The organism is Desulforapulum autotrophicum HRM2 (assembly GCF_000020365.1).
In the GTDB taxonomy this organism is placed as follows: Bacteria; Desulfobacterota; Desulfobacteria; order Desulfobacterales; family Desulfobacteraceae; genus Desulforapulum; species Desulforapulum autotrophicum.
This window is the reverse complement of the sequence record NC_012108.1, coordinates 5,083,162-5,099,588: the sequence shown is the minus strand read 5'-3', so window position 1 is coordinate 5,099,588 and position 16,427 is coordinate 5,083,162. Positions and strand designations below refer to the sequence as shown.

Sequence of the window (16,427 nt, the reverse complement as noted above, 5' to 3'; positions counted from 1 at the left end):
GTTAATTCAAATGTCGCTAAAAAATTAGCGAAAGGTCAGATCAACGGATCTGTTTTTTGAATTACATGGAAGACATACCAAGATCGAGATCCGGCAACCCGAGATAATCATTCATCAGGGTTTCTGCCTGTTGTATTGTAATGTTCAACGCCTGGGCCAGTTCTTCTGCCAGGGGCGGGGGCGGACTTCCGAACACTGCTTCCAGGTCGGCGGCTGTCATGGTAACGCCTAATCCGGATAGATAATCAACCCCGGCGTTGAAATCCAATTCAGGTGCTGCCATGTCGCTGCTGGTATCCACAATCGTTCCAGCCGGTTCTTCCCCATCACTGCCGTCATCAATGGGCATATCCATACCTGCTTCGGTATCGCCCAGGGATTCCGAACTGACATCTTCACCACTGAACTGCATGAGGGAATAAAGTTCCTTGATCGTTGGCAGTCGCCAGTCTGTATACCCTCCGGTTGTGCAGGCAGATGCATTTACCATGGCCTCATCATAGCTGTACTTGTCATTGGAAAGGATATCACCATCACCGTTTGTATCTGGAGATTTCTGCCACATCAGGCCGGTATTATTATCGGTAACGGTGCCGTTCCCATTGTCGGTATAACTTGCCTGGATGCCATTGTATTGTGCATCCTGGCCATAAAATGTTTCACCCTGTGCAGGTGCGCTGATTTCGCTGGTATTGTCCCAGTAAGTGTTCTGATTGGTGTCCACCACCACATAGGTTGGGTTTGTAACTGTTTCATCGTAGCAGACTGGACGAACATAATTGTATACGTATACCGCATCGCCCTGGGGACCATGGCCCTCTGAATAATCTGTCCCGTCATCATATTTGGGATCACTGCGCTCGCAGCCGGCGCCATGGATGTCCACCCAGCCATCTCCCATGTAGCCAAGGGCCCGGCCAAAGGCGATATAGGCACCCCATCCACCGTTTCCGTTTGAAGATTTATGGGTTGAGGCGGACCAGAAAAACCCCCAATCCTCATCACCATTATAATTGGTAAATGGGGTGATGTTGAAAAAATTTGTATCAATGGCCGCACCTGGTGTGGAAGGTGTGGTGTTATCGGTTGCATCCGGCATGCGGGTATAGTCCACAATGCTTTGAAGCTCTTTGGCGTTGGGCAGCCGCCAGTCCGTGTGGCTTGCATATTCCAGATCTTCACAATATGCCAGGGCATCCTGCCATTCCATGCCGTAACCACTGTCGTCCTGCATCCACATCAGGCCGGTTGACAGGTCGGTAATCGTTCCGTCCCCATTATCCCGGAAATTATTTACGCCGTAATTTGTGGCTTTATTGTCACGAACATAAATGACGAAGAATGTTTTATCCGCTCCGGCAAGATTCAGACCATACCCTTTAATTCGTCCGTCGGCAAAATTGACACCAAACATGTTGCCCGGATCTGAACCTGTTTCATCCATGTTATAGTAGGCGGTGGACGCATATTGAGAATCAATCAGCCGTTCACCTGTTTCGGTATCTCCGTATGCAAAATCAAAAACTATTGAATTGATGAACGGTTCATAGGCCAATCCATTATCATCCGACGAATTTTTCGAGACACCACTTTCGACGTCACGGACGCAGCGCACATAATTGTAATACCGCTCGCCGCCTTCACCCAACGCTCCGCCTTCGTATTTGGTGTCAAACCGCACCGCTCCTGCGCCGTGAAAATCAGCGCCATCCTGGCCAACGGCTGATCCAAAGGCCACGTACCAGGCATAATAGTATTCGGGACTATCTTCGCCAAAGTAGGCGCTGGTACTGGTCCAGAAGTAACCGTAATCCGGGTCGTAATCCGTTGTCCCGGACGCAAGCGCGGTGATATCAAAAAAATCCGTATCAATGGCAGGTCCCAGGTTTGCTGCATCGCCGGTACTGGGGGAGTGGGTGTAATCGACGATGCTCTGGAGCTCTTTCACCGTGGGCAGGCGCCAGTCGCTGTATCCGCCCTCGGTCAGGTTCTCGGCATAAGCCAGTGCATCTTTCCAGTCCATGACGGTTTTGCTGTTCGCCTGCTGCCACATCAGCCCTGTTGCATGGTCCGTGACCGTACCATCCCCATTCTTTTCAAAATCATTGACCCCATAAGATGAATTGCCGCGAACCGCACGGACATAGTTTCCCATGGGGCCGGATACGGTTGCCGGGTACGCCTTGATATGACCGGTGCCGTGATTTACGCCGAACGCCGCTTCTGATCCACCCTCCACGGTTGTGCCTACGTAATATTGGGTCCAGTATTGTTCATCTTTACTCACGCTTGAGCCAGCCAGGTTGAAATAGGTGGTATCCAGATAGGGCCACCCTTTTGAAACGTTACTGATGGAAAAGAGTTCCTTTGTGGTGGGTATTCGCCAGTCGTCGTAGCCGCCAAGCTCCAGTGATTCGCAATACGCTTCAGCCTCCTGGTAGTTTAAACCGCTGTTTGCCGGTATCTGCTGCCAGACCAGGCCGGTAACATTGTCCGTTACAGTGCCATCACCATTGTCGGTATAACTGGGTTGCAAGCCAACATATTGCGCATCCTGGCCGGCAAAGGCTTCCCCTGTTCCCGGACAGGTGATTTTCGCACCATCGTCATCATAACAGGCACTTTGGCCGGTATCGACAACAGGATAAGTTAATTTGACCGTGCTGGAGTCCTTTGTTTCCGAATCAACAGCCGTTAAATCACCGCTGGTGGTTGAATTTCCATTGCTTGATGAGTTGCAACCGATGACAGGCATTAGTGTCAATCCCATCAAACTCAATCTGATTAAAATTTCTGTAATCGTTTTCATTTGAATTCCCTCTTCCTTGATGAATCTGTTTTGCATTCAAATGCCTTGTATTTAATTCTAAAGATACCCCAACCATGTAAAGATAGTTTGTTGTTCATGGACAAAGTTGTAAAGGTTTTGTAAACTAATGAAATCAGGCTCAGACTCGAATTATAGCAGAAGAATGAGGAAACCATGAATCATGGAGAAACGATTTCCACAAAAATTCAAATTTTAATTGTGGATGATGACAAAAAACTGTGCCGGCTTGTGACGGACTACTTGACCCCCATGGGTTATGATGTCGCTTCAGCCCACGATGGAATAAAAGGCCTTGAAATACTCCAGAGCGGCTGCTTCCATGCGGTGATACTGGACGTCATGATGCCGAAAATGGATGGATTTGAGATGTTGAAACAATTGCGGAAACAATCGGACATCCCGGTTTTGATGCTCACTGCAATGGGTGAAGAAACCGACAGAATTGTGGGCCTTGAGATGGGGGCAGATGACTATCTTCCCAAAACATTTTCCTCCCGGGAGCTCCTGGCACGCCTTCGGGCCGTCACCCGAAGGCATCGCCTTTCGATGGACAGGACCGTTAAATCCCAGGTCAAAGACAATACCCTGACCGCGGGAGAACTTGAAATTCATCTAAAGGCCCGAACGGCATACCTGTCTGGCAAACCACTGAATCTGACGCCATTGGAGTATGATCTGTTGCTCACCCTTGCGAAATTTCCGGCCCGGGTTTTATCAAGGGATCAACTGCTGGATGCCGTGGCCGGCAGAAGCTATGATGTGTTTGATCGCTCCGTGGATGTTCATATTTCATCCCTGCGCCGTAAACTCGGAGAAGACCCTCGCAATCCCAGATTCATTCAAACGGTTCGTACTGTGGGGTACATGTTCAATGATCCCGATGCACCCCACCCATAAAACCCTGCCTGACGCTGTACACCTGCTGTCTGCTTCTTCAACCCTGCCGTGAAAAGTGTAAAGCCTTTGTAAAGAATATTGCCCCGGTGTGCTGGATGTTATAACTTTCAAAGGTAAACATTTGGAAACCGGGTTCTGGTCCTGGTCATTTTGTTAAATCACTCAAGCCATGGGGCAGATATCGACCCGGGAGCCATAATGACAAAACCATCCTCCTCTTTATTGACAAAAATTTTAGCCTGGTTCTTTTTAAACCTGGTCCTGTCTGCGGCTCTGGTGGCGCTGTTCTTTTTCTTTCAGCCCCGGGTGAACTTTTACACTGTTTTTGGACAGCAGATTTCCAATCGCCTGCGAACGGCGGGTATGTTGATCGCCCATGATCTGAATGAGAATCCCCGGAAAAACTGGCACCGGATTCTCACGAGGCACCAGGACACCCAGCAGGTGAATTTTGCACTGGTACTGGCAGACGGCTTTTGTTTCAGCTCCACAAATGGTAAACCGCCCAAAGAAGTTATCATGAGCGCAAGAAAAACCCTGGCCTTGGGACCACCTCCCGGAGAAGTCCCGCCCCATATTTTTTTTGGTCCCCAGAGTCTGGGGCCAAAAACCGGTATAATGAAAAATCCGATCCAATCCCCGCCCCCCCTGCTTGCAAAACCCCATTTGATAATGAAAACCCGGAATCCAAAACGCTATTGGACCGGTATTAAAATTCCATTGCTATTGGACCCCTCATCCGATTTGAAATCCGGTCTGCTTCTGGTTTCCTCAAATTCCATAACAGGCAACGGGTTCTTTTTTGACCCCCTGCCATGGATGATGGTGGCAGGGGGGGTATTGTTGATTTCCGTGTTGCTATGGATCCCGTTGGTCAGAAATATCACAAACCCCCTGGGTCGCATGACCCTTGCCACAGAGGAAATTGCCAGGGGGGGCTTTGATGTCACCATCCATGAACCCCGCACCGATGAAATCGGTCGGCTGGCAAAGGCCATCAACCACATGACCTCACGTCTGTCGGCATTTGTAAGGGGTCAAAGAAGGTTTCTGGGGGATGTGTCCCATGAATTGGGCTCCCCCATCTCTCGAATTCAGATGGGGCTGGCCATTCTGGAACAGCGGACCACTGGAGAAAATCAGATCCGGGTAAAGGATGTCCTTGAAGATGTTGACCAACTGGCCGGCCTGGTCAATGAATTGTTAGCCTTCTCCCGGGCGGAAATAAACAGAAAAAGCGTTAAACTGGACATTGTAAGTCTGCATCCTCTGGTCCAGGAGGTGATAAACCGTGAAGACATAGGGAACATAAACATTCTTAATGAAGTCGCCCCGGACATCCTTGTCAGGGCCACCGCAGATCTTCTGACCCGGGCCGTTGCCAATCTGATTCGAAATGCCGCCAAGTATGCAGGCACTGCTGGACCTGTTCAAATCTTTGCTGAAAAGAGAAAAGAAAATATAGCTCTGATTGTCAGGGATTCCGGTCCCGGTGTTCCTGAAACCATGGTGGATCAGCTGTTTGAACCGTTTTTTCGACCTGAGTCCTCAAGGAATCGGGATTCAGGCGGAGTCGGTCTGGGGCTGGCCATTGTCAAGACCTGTGTTGAAACCTGCCAGGGAACAGTTTCTGCCTGCAATGGCAACCCCAATGGGTTTACGGTTACCATCCTTTTAAAAAAGGGGGTATGAATGGGCGTGCGCCTTTTTTTCACAAAGGAAAAGGCCTGGAAAGGATTGTTGCTTTTTTGCCTGCCTGTCATGCTCCTTTTTTTGTTGCAAGAAAAACAGCGTGGCAGTAACCACCCTTGCCAACCCGTTTGAACGCCACTGAGAAGCCTGCCTGGGCAAGTCGTTTGATGAACCCCTCATCATGGTTTTCTCCCCACACGGCAAGGGTCCCCCCTGGGTTCAGGGCCTTGAACGATCGTTCGATGGCCCGGGAGCCGTAAAAGGGATCAGCGATTTTGTCGGTTCGGGGGTGGGGCCCCCTGTACAGATCCAGGATAATGGCGTCAAACCGATGGTCTGATTCCCCCATGGCGGCGTCTTCTATGCCCTTGGCAACGTCTTTTATCTCAACCAGAACCCTGGGGTCTGTGACGGCTCCGTTGGTGAGCTCTGCCAGGGGGCCACGGCACCAGGTGACGATCTGGGGATTGAGTTCAAACACCACAACCTCTGCCGTTAAAGGCAGGGTGTTAAGAACGGCCCTGAGGGTGATGCCCATGCCAAGACCCCCCACAAGAATCCTTGGGGCCGGATGGTTTTGAAGGGGCGCTGCCCCAAGTTCTCCCAGGGCCATCTCAGATCGCTGGGCCATGGAGTTCATGAGCACCTGGGTACCCACCAGGATAAGAAAATCATTTTTTCCCCTCTGGCGAAGCTCAAGAATGCCTTCATCTTGGGTGATAAATTGATCGACAACTTTCCAGGGTAGGGCCATGGGCTTAATCCTTTGGGTTTGAACGTTAAAATGAAAGGTTTTAGAGGGGATGGGCTGTTTTGTCAACCCGGACCACACCTATGAGCTGCATGAAAGCATCGAGCAGCCGGGCCGATTTCTTGCCCATTCTGGCCGTTTTTCGGCAAACCTCTGGTTGCCGGGCTGGTCATCATAGGGGTGGCGCATCACCTGAAGAAGTTCGGTGACCCCGGAAAAGTCGCCCTGTTCGGCCTGGTCAATGGCCAGCTGGGCAAGGTAATTTCTGAGGACGTATTTGGGATTGACTTGATTCATTCGCTGCTGCCTTGTTCCGGGATCACTGGAGTCGAGGGTGAGTCGCTGTCCATAGCGTTTGAACCAGTCGTCAAATCGGTCTACATAGGGTTTTGTGAGCTGTTCGGGTTGATAGTAGGCCGCCGAAAACTCCATGGGGGAAACCGTTTTGGAAGGATCAACCATCGCAAGCTGCCTGAAAAAAAGGGTCATGTCCGTTTCAACCAGTTGCAGCAGGTCAAGAAGCGCTGCCATCAACGCCGGGTCAGTTTCCGGTTTAAAATGGGTAAGACCCAGTTTGAGGGCCATCATGTTCTGGCTGCCGTCCTGGAAACGGTTTCTGTAGACTTCCAGGGATTGTGCCAGGGCGTCAACGTCGTTGATAATCGGAGAGATGGCTTTGGCCAGTTGAGTAAGGTTCCACAGGGCAATATCGGGTTGTTTCCCAAAACTGTAGCGGCGGCCCTGGGCATCGGTGGTGTTGGGAGTCCAGTTGGGATCATAATTTTCAAGCCACCCATAGGGACCATAGTCAATGGTCAGGCCAAGTATGGACATATTGTCCGTGTTCATCACCCCGTGAACAAATCCTACCCGCATCCAGTGAACAATCATGTCTACCGTGGTTGTGCACACCGTGTTGAACCATTCAAGGTAAACCCGGGGTGACGGTGTTCCAAGTTCTGGAAAATCGGTTTTGATGGTGTAGTCCACCAGTTTTTTTAAAAGATCCGTCTCTTCCCTTGAACTGTGGATCTGGAAGCTGCCGAACCGTGTGAAGCTCGGTGCCAGGCGTGTGACAATGGCGCCTGGCTCCATTTTGGGGTGACCATCGTAGAACATATCCCGGAGAACCTCTTCTCCTGTGGTTATAAGGCTCAAGGCACGGGTGGTGGGAACACCGAGGTGAAACATGGCTTCACTGCACAGAAATTCACGTACCGAGGATCTCAGAACGGCCAGACCGTCAGCACTGCGTGAATATGGGGTCGGGCCTGCCCCCTTGAGCTGGATGGCCCAGCGTTGGCCCTCACGATTGATGATTTCTCCGAGATTAATCGCCCTGCCGTCGCCAAGCTGACCTGCCCAGGTGCCGAACTGGTGGCCCCCATAGCAGGTTGCAAAGGGTACCATGTCGGGCAGGAGGCGGTTTCCGGAAAAGATCTCAAGGAATTCAGGGGAGTTGACGGTGTCCATTGAAAGGTCAATGAGTCCGGCCGCCTCCCTTGAGGCGGCCCCAAGCCTGGGGTTGTGAACCCTGGCCGGCTGAACAATGGAGTAGCTTGCATTTCTAACCTGGCGGCGATGATTTTCGATTTCAGGGTCGCCGGGAAGGTGGTTGATAAAACTGTTGTCAAAGATCAGCGATTCCAGTCCATTTTGTCCGTTTGTTTTTTCTTTTGTCCCCATGATTTCCCCCTGTTGGCTTATGGGTGAAAAAATAAAATAATCACTGGACAGGTATACGCAAATTTTAAGTTTCCCGGATTCTCAATTTTAATAAAAACAGGTTGCTGATATGTTGTATCCCAGGTGTAATGACCAGGGGTATCTGCCAGGTCTATTGTCGGGGCAAATCTTCCTTTATTTTTTTCAGCCGGTTTGTTAACCCGTTTTAAGGTCTCAGCCATCCTGCACTGCATCTATCCCTATACGGCGGTCAATGGTCATGGCGCCAGGGGGGGATGCCTTTGGTAATTTTTATTGACGATGCCAGCGAAAAAATGAATACTTGAAAAATAAAAACGAATTTTTTTTGACTGATGTTCTGTCGATTTTGTTCATATCTAAAAACTGATATTAACAGGGGGTACGAAAATCATGACTGAAGAATCCATCGATCCCAGGGTCTATGATCTATACGATGAATACTGTCACACTCAGATGACCCGGCGGGCTTTTTTCACCAGAGCGTCTGCCCTTGCTGTTGCAGGCGGATCCGCACTTGTCATGGCTGAAGCATTGTTGCCACGCTATACCGAAGCCCAGACAATCTCTTTTACGGATGACCGCATTAAACCCCGATATGTTGAATATGACTCTCCGGCTGGGTCATCGGGTAAGATGCGTGGATATTTGGTGACGCCTGCCGGGAAAGGCCCTTTTCCTGCTGTTCTGGTTGTTCATGAAAACAGAGGTTTGAATCCTTATATTGAAGATGTGGCGCGCAGATTTGCCGTGGAAGGGTTTTTGTCGCTTGCACCGGACGGATTGGCACCCTTGGGTGGGTATCCCGGAAACGACGATGATGGGAAAGTCATGCAGAAATCCCTGGACAAAGATAAACTTTTTACGGATATGCTGAACAGTGCCATATTCCTGAAGAATCATGAACTGTCCAATGGGAAATTTGGTGCAACTGGCTTCTGTTACGGCGGTGGTGTCGTCAATAATCTTGCCATCATTATGGGGGTAGATCTGAATGCCGGGGCGCCATTTTATGGTGTTGCACCCGCCCTTGAAAAGGTACCTGAAATCAAGGCCCCCCTCCTGATACATTATGCCGAAGATGATCCAAGGGTGAATGCTTCCCGGGAAGGCTATCGAGAAGCGTTGAAAGCAAACAGCAAAAATTTTGTCATGTATACCTATGAAGGCACCCGGCATGGCTTCCATAACAACTCAACGCCACGTTACGATGAAACACAGGCTGAATTGGCCTGGCAACGGACGGTCTCATTTTTTAAGCAGTACCTTTGAGGGTGGGTTGCCGGAATGGGTGACTCCGATCATCAAAGTTGAAGTCCGAAAGTGAGTGGGTTCGCCTGAAGGGCTCACTCACTCAACATCTATTTACCTGGAAAAGTACCAGTTGAGTAAAATAAGTCAGACTCTGTCAAGCAGGATCGAATCTGAAGATTGAATTCATCATGTTAAATCAAAAGCTTTCCATGCATGCATTAACGGTTTCAAGCATCATGACCCACACCTTTGAAACGTTAAATAAGGGTGACACACTGCAACGGGCTGCCTTGCTCATGCGTCGTTCAAAACTGGACGTATTGCCTGTCATCGGAGCAGGTGGCCGATTGCTGGGATTGATGACCAAGGCCCATCTGTATGATGCCGTAGCTGCCGGAGAAGCACCGGATAGTCCGGTGAAAAAATTTTATATTAAAAAAAATGTTGTAACCCTGCACGAAGACATGCCCTATGGTGAAGTTACGGAAATTGTAAAAAACAGCAAGGTGGGAACTGCAATTGTTCTGAATGATAAAAATGAGGTGAAGGGAATTTTCACCAAAGCCAGCTGGATAATGGCCATGTTTGAAAATGAAACCCTGCTGAATCATCAGATGCAGATTATTCTCAACAGCATGCACAACGGTGTTGTGGCCATGGATGCCTCAGGAAAAATCTCCCGTATTAATCAGGCCGCGGAAAGACTTTTTGGGATCACAACATTCCAGGCCTGGGGAAAACCGGTCTCCCTTTTTTTAAAAGGGCTTGAGCTTGACGAGGTGCTATTAAAAGGTGTTGTTTCCATAGGAATCAAATCCACCTATGGAGAACACACCCTGTTGTGCAATATCACTCCGATTATGACCATGGACAATATCAATGGAGCCATCATCATATTCCAGGATTTGACGGATCTGGAGTGCATTGCTTCGGAACTGGAAAGCGTTACCAAGCTTTACAATACTCTCCAGTCGGTTATGGAGATTGCCTATGACGGCATCATTGTCATTGATAAAAAAGGTGTTATCACCATGGCCAACCAGAGTATAGCGGATTTTTTACACAAATCCAGGGAGAATATGGTGGGAAAACCGGTGGAGGATATTATTGAGAATTCCCGACTGCGCAAGGTGATTAAAACAGGGGTAGCGGAACTCCATCAATTACAGTTCATAAACGGGAATCCCCATGTGGTGTCAAGAATGCCCATTGTGCGTGATGGAAAGGCTTTGGGCGCGGTAGGTATGATTTTATTCAGTAATTTTAAGGATGTCAGAAATCTGGCCCAGAAATTCATCCGCCTTGACCAGAAAGTGGCCTATTACAAAAATCAAATTCGCAATGACATGAGCAACAAGATCACTTTTGACCAGATTATAACATCCCATGAAGCATTTAAAAAAATTAAAGAAAGAGCTGAAATAGCCGCTCAAAGCTCTTCAAGCATTCTCATAACAGGTGAAAGCGGGACTGGCAAGGAATTGATGGCCCAATCCATACATGAAGCCGGGGTAAGCAGGGATAAACGTTTGGTCAAGGTAAATTGTGCTGCCATTCCAGCGGACCTGCTGGAATCTGAATTTTTTGGTTATGCCCCGGGAGCTTTTACCGGTGCACAAAAACAGGGCAAGCTCGGTAAATTGGCCCTTGCAGACGGTGGTACCCTGTTTCTGGATGAAATCGGTGACATGAGTCCAAATCTGCAGAGCAAACTGTTGCGGGTATTGCAGGATAAATCATTTGAACCCATCGGTTCCAACAAAACAACCCATGTCAGCTTCCGTGTGATTGCCGCCACGAATCAGGATCTGCATCAGATGGTTCAGGAAAAACGTTTCCGGGGGGATCTTTATTACCGGCTCAACGTTATTCATTTTCACATCCCCCCCCTGAGGGAACGACCCCAGGATATTATCCTTCTGGTTCATTTTTTTATTGAAAAATATAATCATATCCTTGGGTCTGCTATCCAGGATATCTCAGACGATGCCATGACTGTTTTACTTGAGCATACATGGCCGGGAAATGTCCGTGAACTGGAAAATGTGGTGGAGCGTGTTGCCAATTTTGTTAAGGGCAATCTCGTAGATATTGATGACCTGCCGCCGAATTTAAAGGAAAAGGAAAAAAAAAGTCCTTCTTTCATGGCTGGCAGCCCGCTGTCCACCAAACAACGCTTACACAAAAGCCGTGACGATCATGACAAGCTTGCCATCCAGTCGGCTTTGAGAGAGGCGGATGGAAATAAGGCCAAGGCGGCAAAGATACTGGGAATCAGCAGATCATGGCTTTACACCAAAATGGCCCGATTCGATCTTTAAGCCAATTAGTGCCTGACCGAAAACCCGTGTTTGGGCGAAAAGTTGCCCATATGCAAGGCGCAAAAAATTCTGAAACCGGAGCGTACTGCTGTACGTGAGGATTGCAGAATTTTGCAGCAACGCCGCAGATGGGTGAGTTTTCGTTCAAAAACCAATTAAAAACATTCCTCGTTAGACATCCTTTTTGACTGTCCTTGATCTGTCCTTTATAGATTACAGCTGTCCTGTTTAGCTCACACTTTTAAAACATGGAGGACATATCTTTTTTTCTGGAAAACACCTAAGACGCTGAATTTAAACATTATTAATATGTGGCACAGGCATTGCTAAATATAATCAAAGTTCAGATTTGTGGTGTCAATGCTGGGTTTGATAATTATCAGAGCCATTCTGTGGATGCCGGAGTGGGTGATGGTTTTGCAAGCCCGAAAACAGGCAGGAGAATTAAACAATGATTAAAATGATTGATGGGTTCCCGTCTACATTTGGTGATGATTATCAGTTAAATACCAATGAATTCATTCGTTATGCGGCCACCACGTTTCCAGAAGTGGAAGTGATCTCCAGAAATCTTGATGGAACGCTGATGCGTTATAATTATGAGCAGGCTTATGCAAGGGTCGGCAAACTGGCAAATGCCCTAAAGAGACTCGGGGTGAAAACGGGAGATCGGGTTGGGGTAATGGAATGGAATACACACAGATTTTTTGAACTCTACCTTGCCGTTTCCGGAATAGGTGCTGTGCTGTTGCAGGTTAATCCCCGTATTTCAAATGAGGACAGGGCCTATGTGATCAACCATGCCGGAGCAACCGTAATTTGTGTCAGTGAAAGTATGATTCCTTTTATTGAATCCATCCACAACGATTTGGGTAAAATCAGGCAATATATCATATTAAATGATGAGAAACAGAATGAAATCAGGAGTAACCTTTCCCCTATCCATGATTATGAAACGCTTCTTGAATCGGAATCTTCACATTATGACTGGCCCATGATCAACGAATGTTCGGCATATAGCGGTGCATACACATCCGGCACCACAGGTAAACCCAAAGCAGTGTATTATTCCCACCGGACCATTTGTCTGCACACCCTTTGCCTTTCCACCCTGTGCAGTATTAATTCAAGTGATGTCCTCATCAGATTGTGCCGATGTTTCATTGCCATGGCTGGGGGGTTTTCTTTTGTGCGGCATTAACCGGAGCAAAACTTGTGTTTTCCGGCCGTTACAGTGCTGAAGAGACACAACCGCTGGTGGATTTGCTCATTTCTGAAAAAGTAACCATGACCTGCGGTGCTCCGGCAATTTTTATGCCCATGCTCCATTATATAAAAACGTTAAAAGATAAGCCGCATTTTAATAATCTGCGCATGCTTTCAGGGGCAACTGCCCCACCGGTTTCTGTGATGAAGGATTATGCAGAGATGGGAGCCGATATTATCCACGCCTATGGTGCAACGGAAACCACCCCCATCGTCAGTTTGAATTTTCTTAAACCAACCCTTTCCCATCTGTCAGAAGAAGAGAAATGGACATTAAGATTGAAACAGGGTTGCCCGGTTCCCTTTGTTAGCTGGAAAATATTGGATGCAACCGGAAAAGAGGTTCCAAGGGATGGCGAAAGTGTTGGTGAGGGTCATTACAGGGGACCTTGGATTACGGCAAGCTATTACAATGATGAACGCAGTAAAGACGCATTCACCGAGGATGGTTATTGGAAAAGCGGGGATGCGTTAACCGTTGATAAGTATGGCTATCTCAAAGTTACCGACAGGTTTAAGGATGTGATTAAAAGCGGAGGGGAGTGGATCTCCTCCATTGATCTTGAAAACGCCATTATGGCCCATCCCAATGTTGTGGAAGCCTCTGTGGCGGGGATTCCACATCCGAAATGGGAAGAACGTCCCTTGGCCCTGGTGGTCCTCGCCAAAACGGGAGAAAAGGTCATGGAAGAAGATATATTGAATTTTATAATGCCTAAATTTGCCAAATGGCAGCTTCCGGACAGAATCCTTTTTGTTGATGGGATCCCCAAAACCAGTGTGGGAAAGTTTTCCAAAAAAGACATTAGAAAAGAATATGGAAACTTTTATAGCAAACAGGAGAACAGTGATCTAATTTCCTGCAAACAATAAGCAGCACGTTTTTATGGTTTTTAAGATGGAGAAAAAGCATGAGAAAAGTAGCCATTATAGGCACAGGACACACGGATTTCGGGTTTAATTCCCCCAAGACAGGGCTGGAGCTTTTTTGTGAAGCTGCAACGGAAGCCATGGTTGAAGCCAATGTGCAACCAAAGGATATTCAGGCGTTATATTGCGGTAATGGGCTAAGTGATTTTTCTGAAGGGCAGATTATGATTCAGTCGTATATCGCCGATTCCCTGGGATGTCGTCATATCCCGGCCACCCGGTTTGAAGCGGCCTGTTCGTCTGCCACAGTGGCCATACGTGACGCTTATATGTGGGTGGCATCGGGCTTTTACGATATTGTCCTTGTGGGTGGAACGGAAAAGGCCACGGCCATGGGAACGGCCCTTGCCACCCGGACCTTTGCCATGGGAACCGATGCCCGGTATGAATTCCCGGCAGGTCTTACCTTTCCCGGATTCTTTGGACTTCTGGCAAATTTATATGCAAAAAAATACAATATCCCCTTTGAAAGACTTCGGAATCAAATGTCCCTGGTTTCAGTGCAGTCCCACAGCTATGGGGTCAAGAATCCCCATGCCCAATTCAAAAAAGAGATCACCGTGGATCAGGTGGAAAAGGCATTTATGGTTGCATCTCCATTGACCTTGCTTGATTGCTGTCCCTTTTCCGATGGTGCTGCAGCACTTGTTATTGCATCGGAAGAAAAGGCCAGGGCCCTTTGTGACACTCCCATCTATATTGCCGGGGTGGGGCAGGCATCTTCGGGTATGTTAAGCTGTCAGTACAAAGATATTCCCCGGTTAAAAGCCAGGGAGATTTCCGTAAAACAGGCATATGACATGGCCGGGGTCGGCCCCCAAGACATTGATGTGTGTGAACTCCACGATTGCTTCAGCATTGCCAGCATCATCGCCGCCGAAGGTCTGGGATTTGCCGAATTTGGAAAAGGCGGCCAGCTGTGGGAAAAAGAGGAAACCCGGATCGGGGGTAAAATTCCCATTAATATTTCAGGGGGACTCAAGTCAAAGGGACATCCCATCGGGGCGACAGGGGCATCCCAGACGGTGGAAATCGTAAAGCAGCTCCGGGGGGATCTTGTGGGGCAGGAAAGGCAGGTGGAAGGGGCCAGGGTGGGACTGGTGGATACCCTGGGTGGAGATGGCATCCTCTGCAATCTTATTTTAAAAAAGGAAAGAGAATAATGGAATATCCCTTACCGTTTGAACGATACAATAGTGCATTGAAAAAAAATATCCTTCTGGGTTTGAAGTGCAGACAGTGCCAAAAAATAACCTGTCCACCCCAGATGACCTGCCAAGAATGTTCTTCCTTTGATCTTGAAATAACCGAACTTGGCGGCACTGGAACGATTCAAACATACACCACCATTTATATCGCGGCTGAAAACAGGGAAAATGAAGTTCCCTATGTGATTGTTCTGGTCGAACTGGAAGAAGGCCCCTGGATCATGGGTGAACTGTCCGCCATAAATCCTGAAGAGGCAAGCCTGGATATGATTGGGAAACGGGTCAGAATGGGAAATCGTGTGTTTCCCGGAGACAGGTATTCCAATGGTTCGGCTGCCCGTCCGGTCTTTTATCGTCTGGATTAAACAAGCGAGACCTGATCCCGTTTTACATAATTATTTCTGATAGTTCATATGGAGAAAAAAGATGTATTTCAATCTTACCAAAGAACAGAAAATGATTCAAAAAGAGGTGCATCATTTTGCAAAAAAAGAAATTGCACCCCAGGCGGAAGAGCTTGAAAAAACCGGTAAATACCCCTATGAGACCATGGCAAAGATGGCGGAACTGGGATTGATGGGGATTCCATTCCCCGAAGCATACGGGGGCATGGGCAGTGACTGGGTCAGTATGCATCTTTGTATTGAAGAGATATCCAGGGCAGATATTACCCTGGGCGCTCTGCTTGATGTCACCACAAGTGTTGTGGGGCAGGAGTTGCTGGAATTTGGCACTGAAGAACAAAAACAAAAATGGCTGGTTCCCATTGCCCGGGGCCATGAAATAGGAGCCTTTGGTTTAACCGAACCCGATGCAGGTTCCGATGCCGGTGCATTGATCACCGAGGCTGTCAGTAAAGGCGATGAATGGGTGCTTAACGGGACCAAACAGTTTATTACCAACATCGGGCTGGAAAATGCATCGGTTCTACTGGTGGCCGCCAGGCTTGAAGGTGGTGACATCGCCACATTTATTGTACCAAAAGAAACGCCGGGTTTTAAGCTGGGAACAAAATATGAGAAAATGGCATGGCGGGGGTCGGCAACCCATGAGGTCATTCTAAAAGACTGCACCATTCCCAAAGAGAACCTGCTGGGCGATCCCAAACATGGTTTTTCCCAGCACCTGGCCGTATTGGAAACCGGAAGAATAAGCATCGCCGCCGTGGCCGTGGGTGCTGCCCAGGCTTGTCTTGATGAATCCCTGCGTTATGCCATGGGCCGAAAACAATTCGGTAAGTCTATTTTTGAATTCCAGAGCATTCAGTTTAAACTGGTGGATATGGCGGTGGCCATAGAGCTTGCCAGGAACGAGTACCTTAAAGCTGCCTGGCTCAAGGATCATGGGAAAAAACATACCTTTGAGGCCACCTGTGCCAAACTTTATGCAAGTGAAATGGCGGAAAAGGTTGCAAGTGATGCCGTCCAGATCCATGGTGGCTACGGGTATATGGAAGACTCACCCGTGTCGCGCATTTACAAAAGCGTTAAGCTGCTTCAAATCGTGGAGGGCACCTCAGAGGTACAAAGACTTATTATCAGCAGACACCTAAGGGGGAAAAAGGAAATATAATT

General features: G+C 48.3%; 13 protein-coding genes. 9 read left to right on the top strand and 4 right to left on the bottom strand.

From position 1 onward, the window contains the following. Nucleotides 1–61 precede the first annotated feature (61 nt). Entirely contained in the window at nt 62–2,809 is a 2,748-nt protein-coding gene (locus HRM2_RS25645; protein WP_015906308.1) for an Lcl C-terminal domain-containing protein, read from the bottom strand. A 174-nt stretch (nt 2,810–2,983) separates the two neighbouring features. Between HRM2_RS25645 and HRM2_RS22375 the strand changes: the two genes are divergently transcribed. Further along, a complete protein-coding gene (locus tag HRM2_RS22375) occupies nt 2,984–3,727 on the top strand; it encodes a response regulator transcription factor (RefSeq protein ID WP_015906307.1) in 744 nt (247 codons plus the stop codon). Between the two features lie 198 nt (nt 3,728–3,925). Then, nucleotides 3,926–5,419 carry a sensor histidine kinase gene (locus HRM2_RS22370; RefSeq protein WP_015906306.1) on the top strand — a complete coding sequence of 498 codons (1,494 nt, stop codon included), beginning with the start codon at nt 3,926–3,928 and terminating at the stop codon, nt 5,417–5,419. Nucleotides 5,420–5,486: 67 nt separating this feature from the next. Here the strand turns inward: HRM2_RS22370 and HRM2_RS22365 are convergent, their stop codons facing one another. The 3 genes from HRM2_RS22365 to HRM2_RS22355 form a co-directional block, all read right to left on the bottom strand. Then, nucleotides 5,487–6,173, bottom strand: coding sequence for a spermidine synthase (locus HRM2_RS22365; RefSeq protein WP_015906305.1), 687 nt, complete (start codon nt 6,171–6,173; stop codon nt 5,487–5,489). Nucleotides 6,174–6,251: 78 nt separating this feature from the next. Then, the gene (locus tag HRM2_RS22360) at nt 6,252–7,856 is read right to left on the bottom strand and encodes a protein adenylyltransferase SelO (RefSeq protein WP_015906304.1); all 1,605 of its coding nucleotides are present in this window, start codon (nt 7,854–7,856) and stop codon (nt 6,252–6,254) included. A gap of 17 nt (nt 7,857–7,873) precedes the next feature. Continuing rightward, nucleotides 7,874–8,077, bottom strand: coding sequence for a hypothetical protein (locus HRM2_RS22355; RefSeq protein ID WP_148214693.1), 204 nt, complete (start codon nt 8,075–8,077; stop codon nt 7,874–7,876). Between the two features lie 190 nt (nt 8,078–8,267). Here HRM2_RS22355 and HRM2_RS22350 point away from each other — a divergent pair, with 190 nt between their 5' ends. The 7 genes from HRM2_RS22350 to HRM2_RS22325 all read left to right on the top strand — a co-directional run bounded on the left by HRM2_RS22350 (nt 8,268) and on the right by HRM2_RS22325 (nt 16,425). Continuing rightward, a complete protein-coding gene (locus HRM2_RS22350; RefSeq protein ID WP_015906303.1) occupies nt 8,268–9,146 on the top strand; it encodes a dienelactone hydrolase family protein in 879 nt (292 codons plus the stop codon). Nucleotides 9,147–9,316: 170 nt separating this feature from the next. Next, nucleotides 9,317–11,449: a sigma-54-dependent Fis family transcriptional regulator gene (locus tag HRM2_RS22345; protein WP_015906302.1), complete on the top strand. Its 2,133-nt coding sequence runs from the start codon at nt 9,317–9,319 to the stop codon at nt 11,447–11,449. 451 nt (nt 11,450–11,900) lie between these two features. Beyond that, nucleotides 11,901–12,650: an AMP-binding protein gene (locus tag HRM2_RS28155; protein WP_015906301.1), complete on the top strand. Its 750-nt coding sequence runs from the start codon at nt 11,901–11,903 to the stop codon at nt 12,648–12,650. Beyond that, nucleotides 12,605–13,588 carry an AMP-binding protein gene (locus tag HRM2_RS28150; RefSeq protein ID WP_015906300.1) on the top strand — a complete coding sequence of 328 codons (984 nt, stop codon included), beginning with the start codon at nt 12,605–12,607 and terminating at the stop codon, nt 13,586–13,588. The genes HRM2_RS28155 and HRM2_RS28150 overlap by 46 nt, the downstream gene beginning before the upstream one ends. Nucleotides 13,589–13,626: 38 nt before the next feature. Then, nucleotides 13,627–14,808, top strand: coding sequence for a thiolase domain-containing protein (locus HRM2_RS22335; protein WP_015906299.1), 1,182 nt, complete (start codon nt 13,627–13,629; stop codon nt 14,806–14,808). Then, nucleotides 14,808–15,218: a Zn-ribbon domain-containing OB-fold protein gene (locus HRM2_RS22330; RefSeq protein ID WP_015906298.1), complete on the top strand. Its 411-nt coding sequence runs from the start codon at nt 14,808–14,810 to the stop codon at nt 15,216–15,218. Before HRM2_RS22335 ends, HRM2_RS22330 begins: the two co-directional genes overlap by 1 nt. A gap of 61 nt (nt 15,219–15,279) precedes the next feature. Beyond that, the gene (locus HRM2_RS22325; RefSeq protein WP_015906297.1) at nt 15,280–16,425 is read left to right on the top strand and encodes an acyl-CoA dehydrogenase family protein; all 1,146 of its coding nucleotides are present in this window, start codon (nt 15,280–15,282) and stop codon (nt 16,423–16,425) included. Nucleotides 16,426–16,427 lie beyond the last annotated feature (2 nt).

What these genes read in the sequence shown, in the direction of transcription:
- HRM2_RS22360 (WP_015906304.1), bottom strand. Translation starts at nt 7,856, where the DNA reads ATGGGGACAAAAGAAAAAACAAACGGACAAAATGGACTGGAATCGCTG.
- HRM2_RS22350 (WP_015906303.1), top strand. Translation starts at nt 8,268, where the DNA reads ATGACTGAAGAATCCATCGATCCCAGGGTCTATGATCTATACGATGAA.
- HRM2_RS22355 (WP_148214693.1), bottom strand. Translation starts at nt 8,077, where the DNA reads ATGGCTGAGACCTTAAAACGGGTTAACAAACCGGCTGAAAAAAATAAA.
- HRM2_RS28150 (WP_015906300.1), top strand. Translation starts at nt 12,605, where the DNA reads ATGTTTCATTGCCATGGCTGGGGGGTTTTCTTTTGTGCGGCATTAACC.
- HRM2_RS25645 (WP_015906308.1), bottom strand. Translation starts at nt 2,809, where the DNA reads ATGAAAACGATTACAGAAATTTTAATCAGATTGAGTTTGATGGGATTG.
- HRM2_RS22375 (WP_015906307.1), top strand. Translation starts at nt 2,984, where the DNA reads ATGAATCATGGAGAAACGATTTCCACAAAAATTCAAATTTTAATTGTG.
- HRM2_RS22325 (WP_015906297.1), top strand. Translation starts at nt 15,280, where the DNA reads ATGTATTTCAATCTTACCAAAGAACAGAAAATGATTCAAAAAGAGGTG.
- HRM2_RS28155 (WP_015906301.1), top strand. Translation starts at nt 11,901, where the DNA reads ATGATTAAAATGATTGATGGGTTCCCGTCTACATTTGGTGATGATTAT.
- HRM2_RS22365 (WP_015906305.1), bottom strand. Translation starts at nt 6,173, where the DNA reads ATGGCCCTACCCTGGAAAGTTGTCGATCAATTTATCACCCAAGATGAA.
- HRM2_RS22370 (WP_015906306.1), top strand. Translation starts at nt 3,926, where the DNA reads ATGACAAAACCATCCTCCTCTTTATTGACAAAAATTTTAGCCTGGTTC.
- HRM2_RS22330 (WP_015906298.1), top strand. Translation starts at nt 14,808, where the DNA reads ATGGAATATCCCTTACCGTTTGAACGATACAATAGTGCATTGAAAAAA.
- HRM2_RS22335 (WP_015906299.1), top strand. Translation starts at nt 13,627, where the DNA reads ATGAGAAAAGTAGCCATTATAGGCACAGGACACACGGATTTCGGGTTT.
- HRM2_RS22345 (WP_015906302.1), top strand. Translation starts at nt 9,317, where the DNA reads ATGTTAAATCAAAAGCTTTCCATGCATGCATTAACGGTTTCAAGCATC.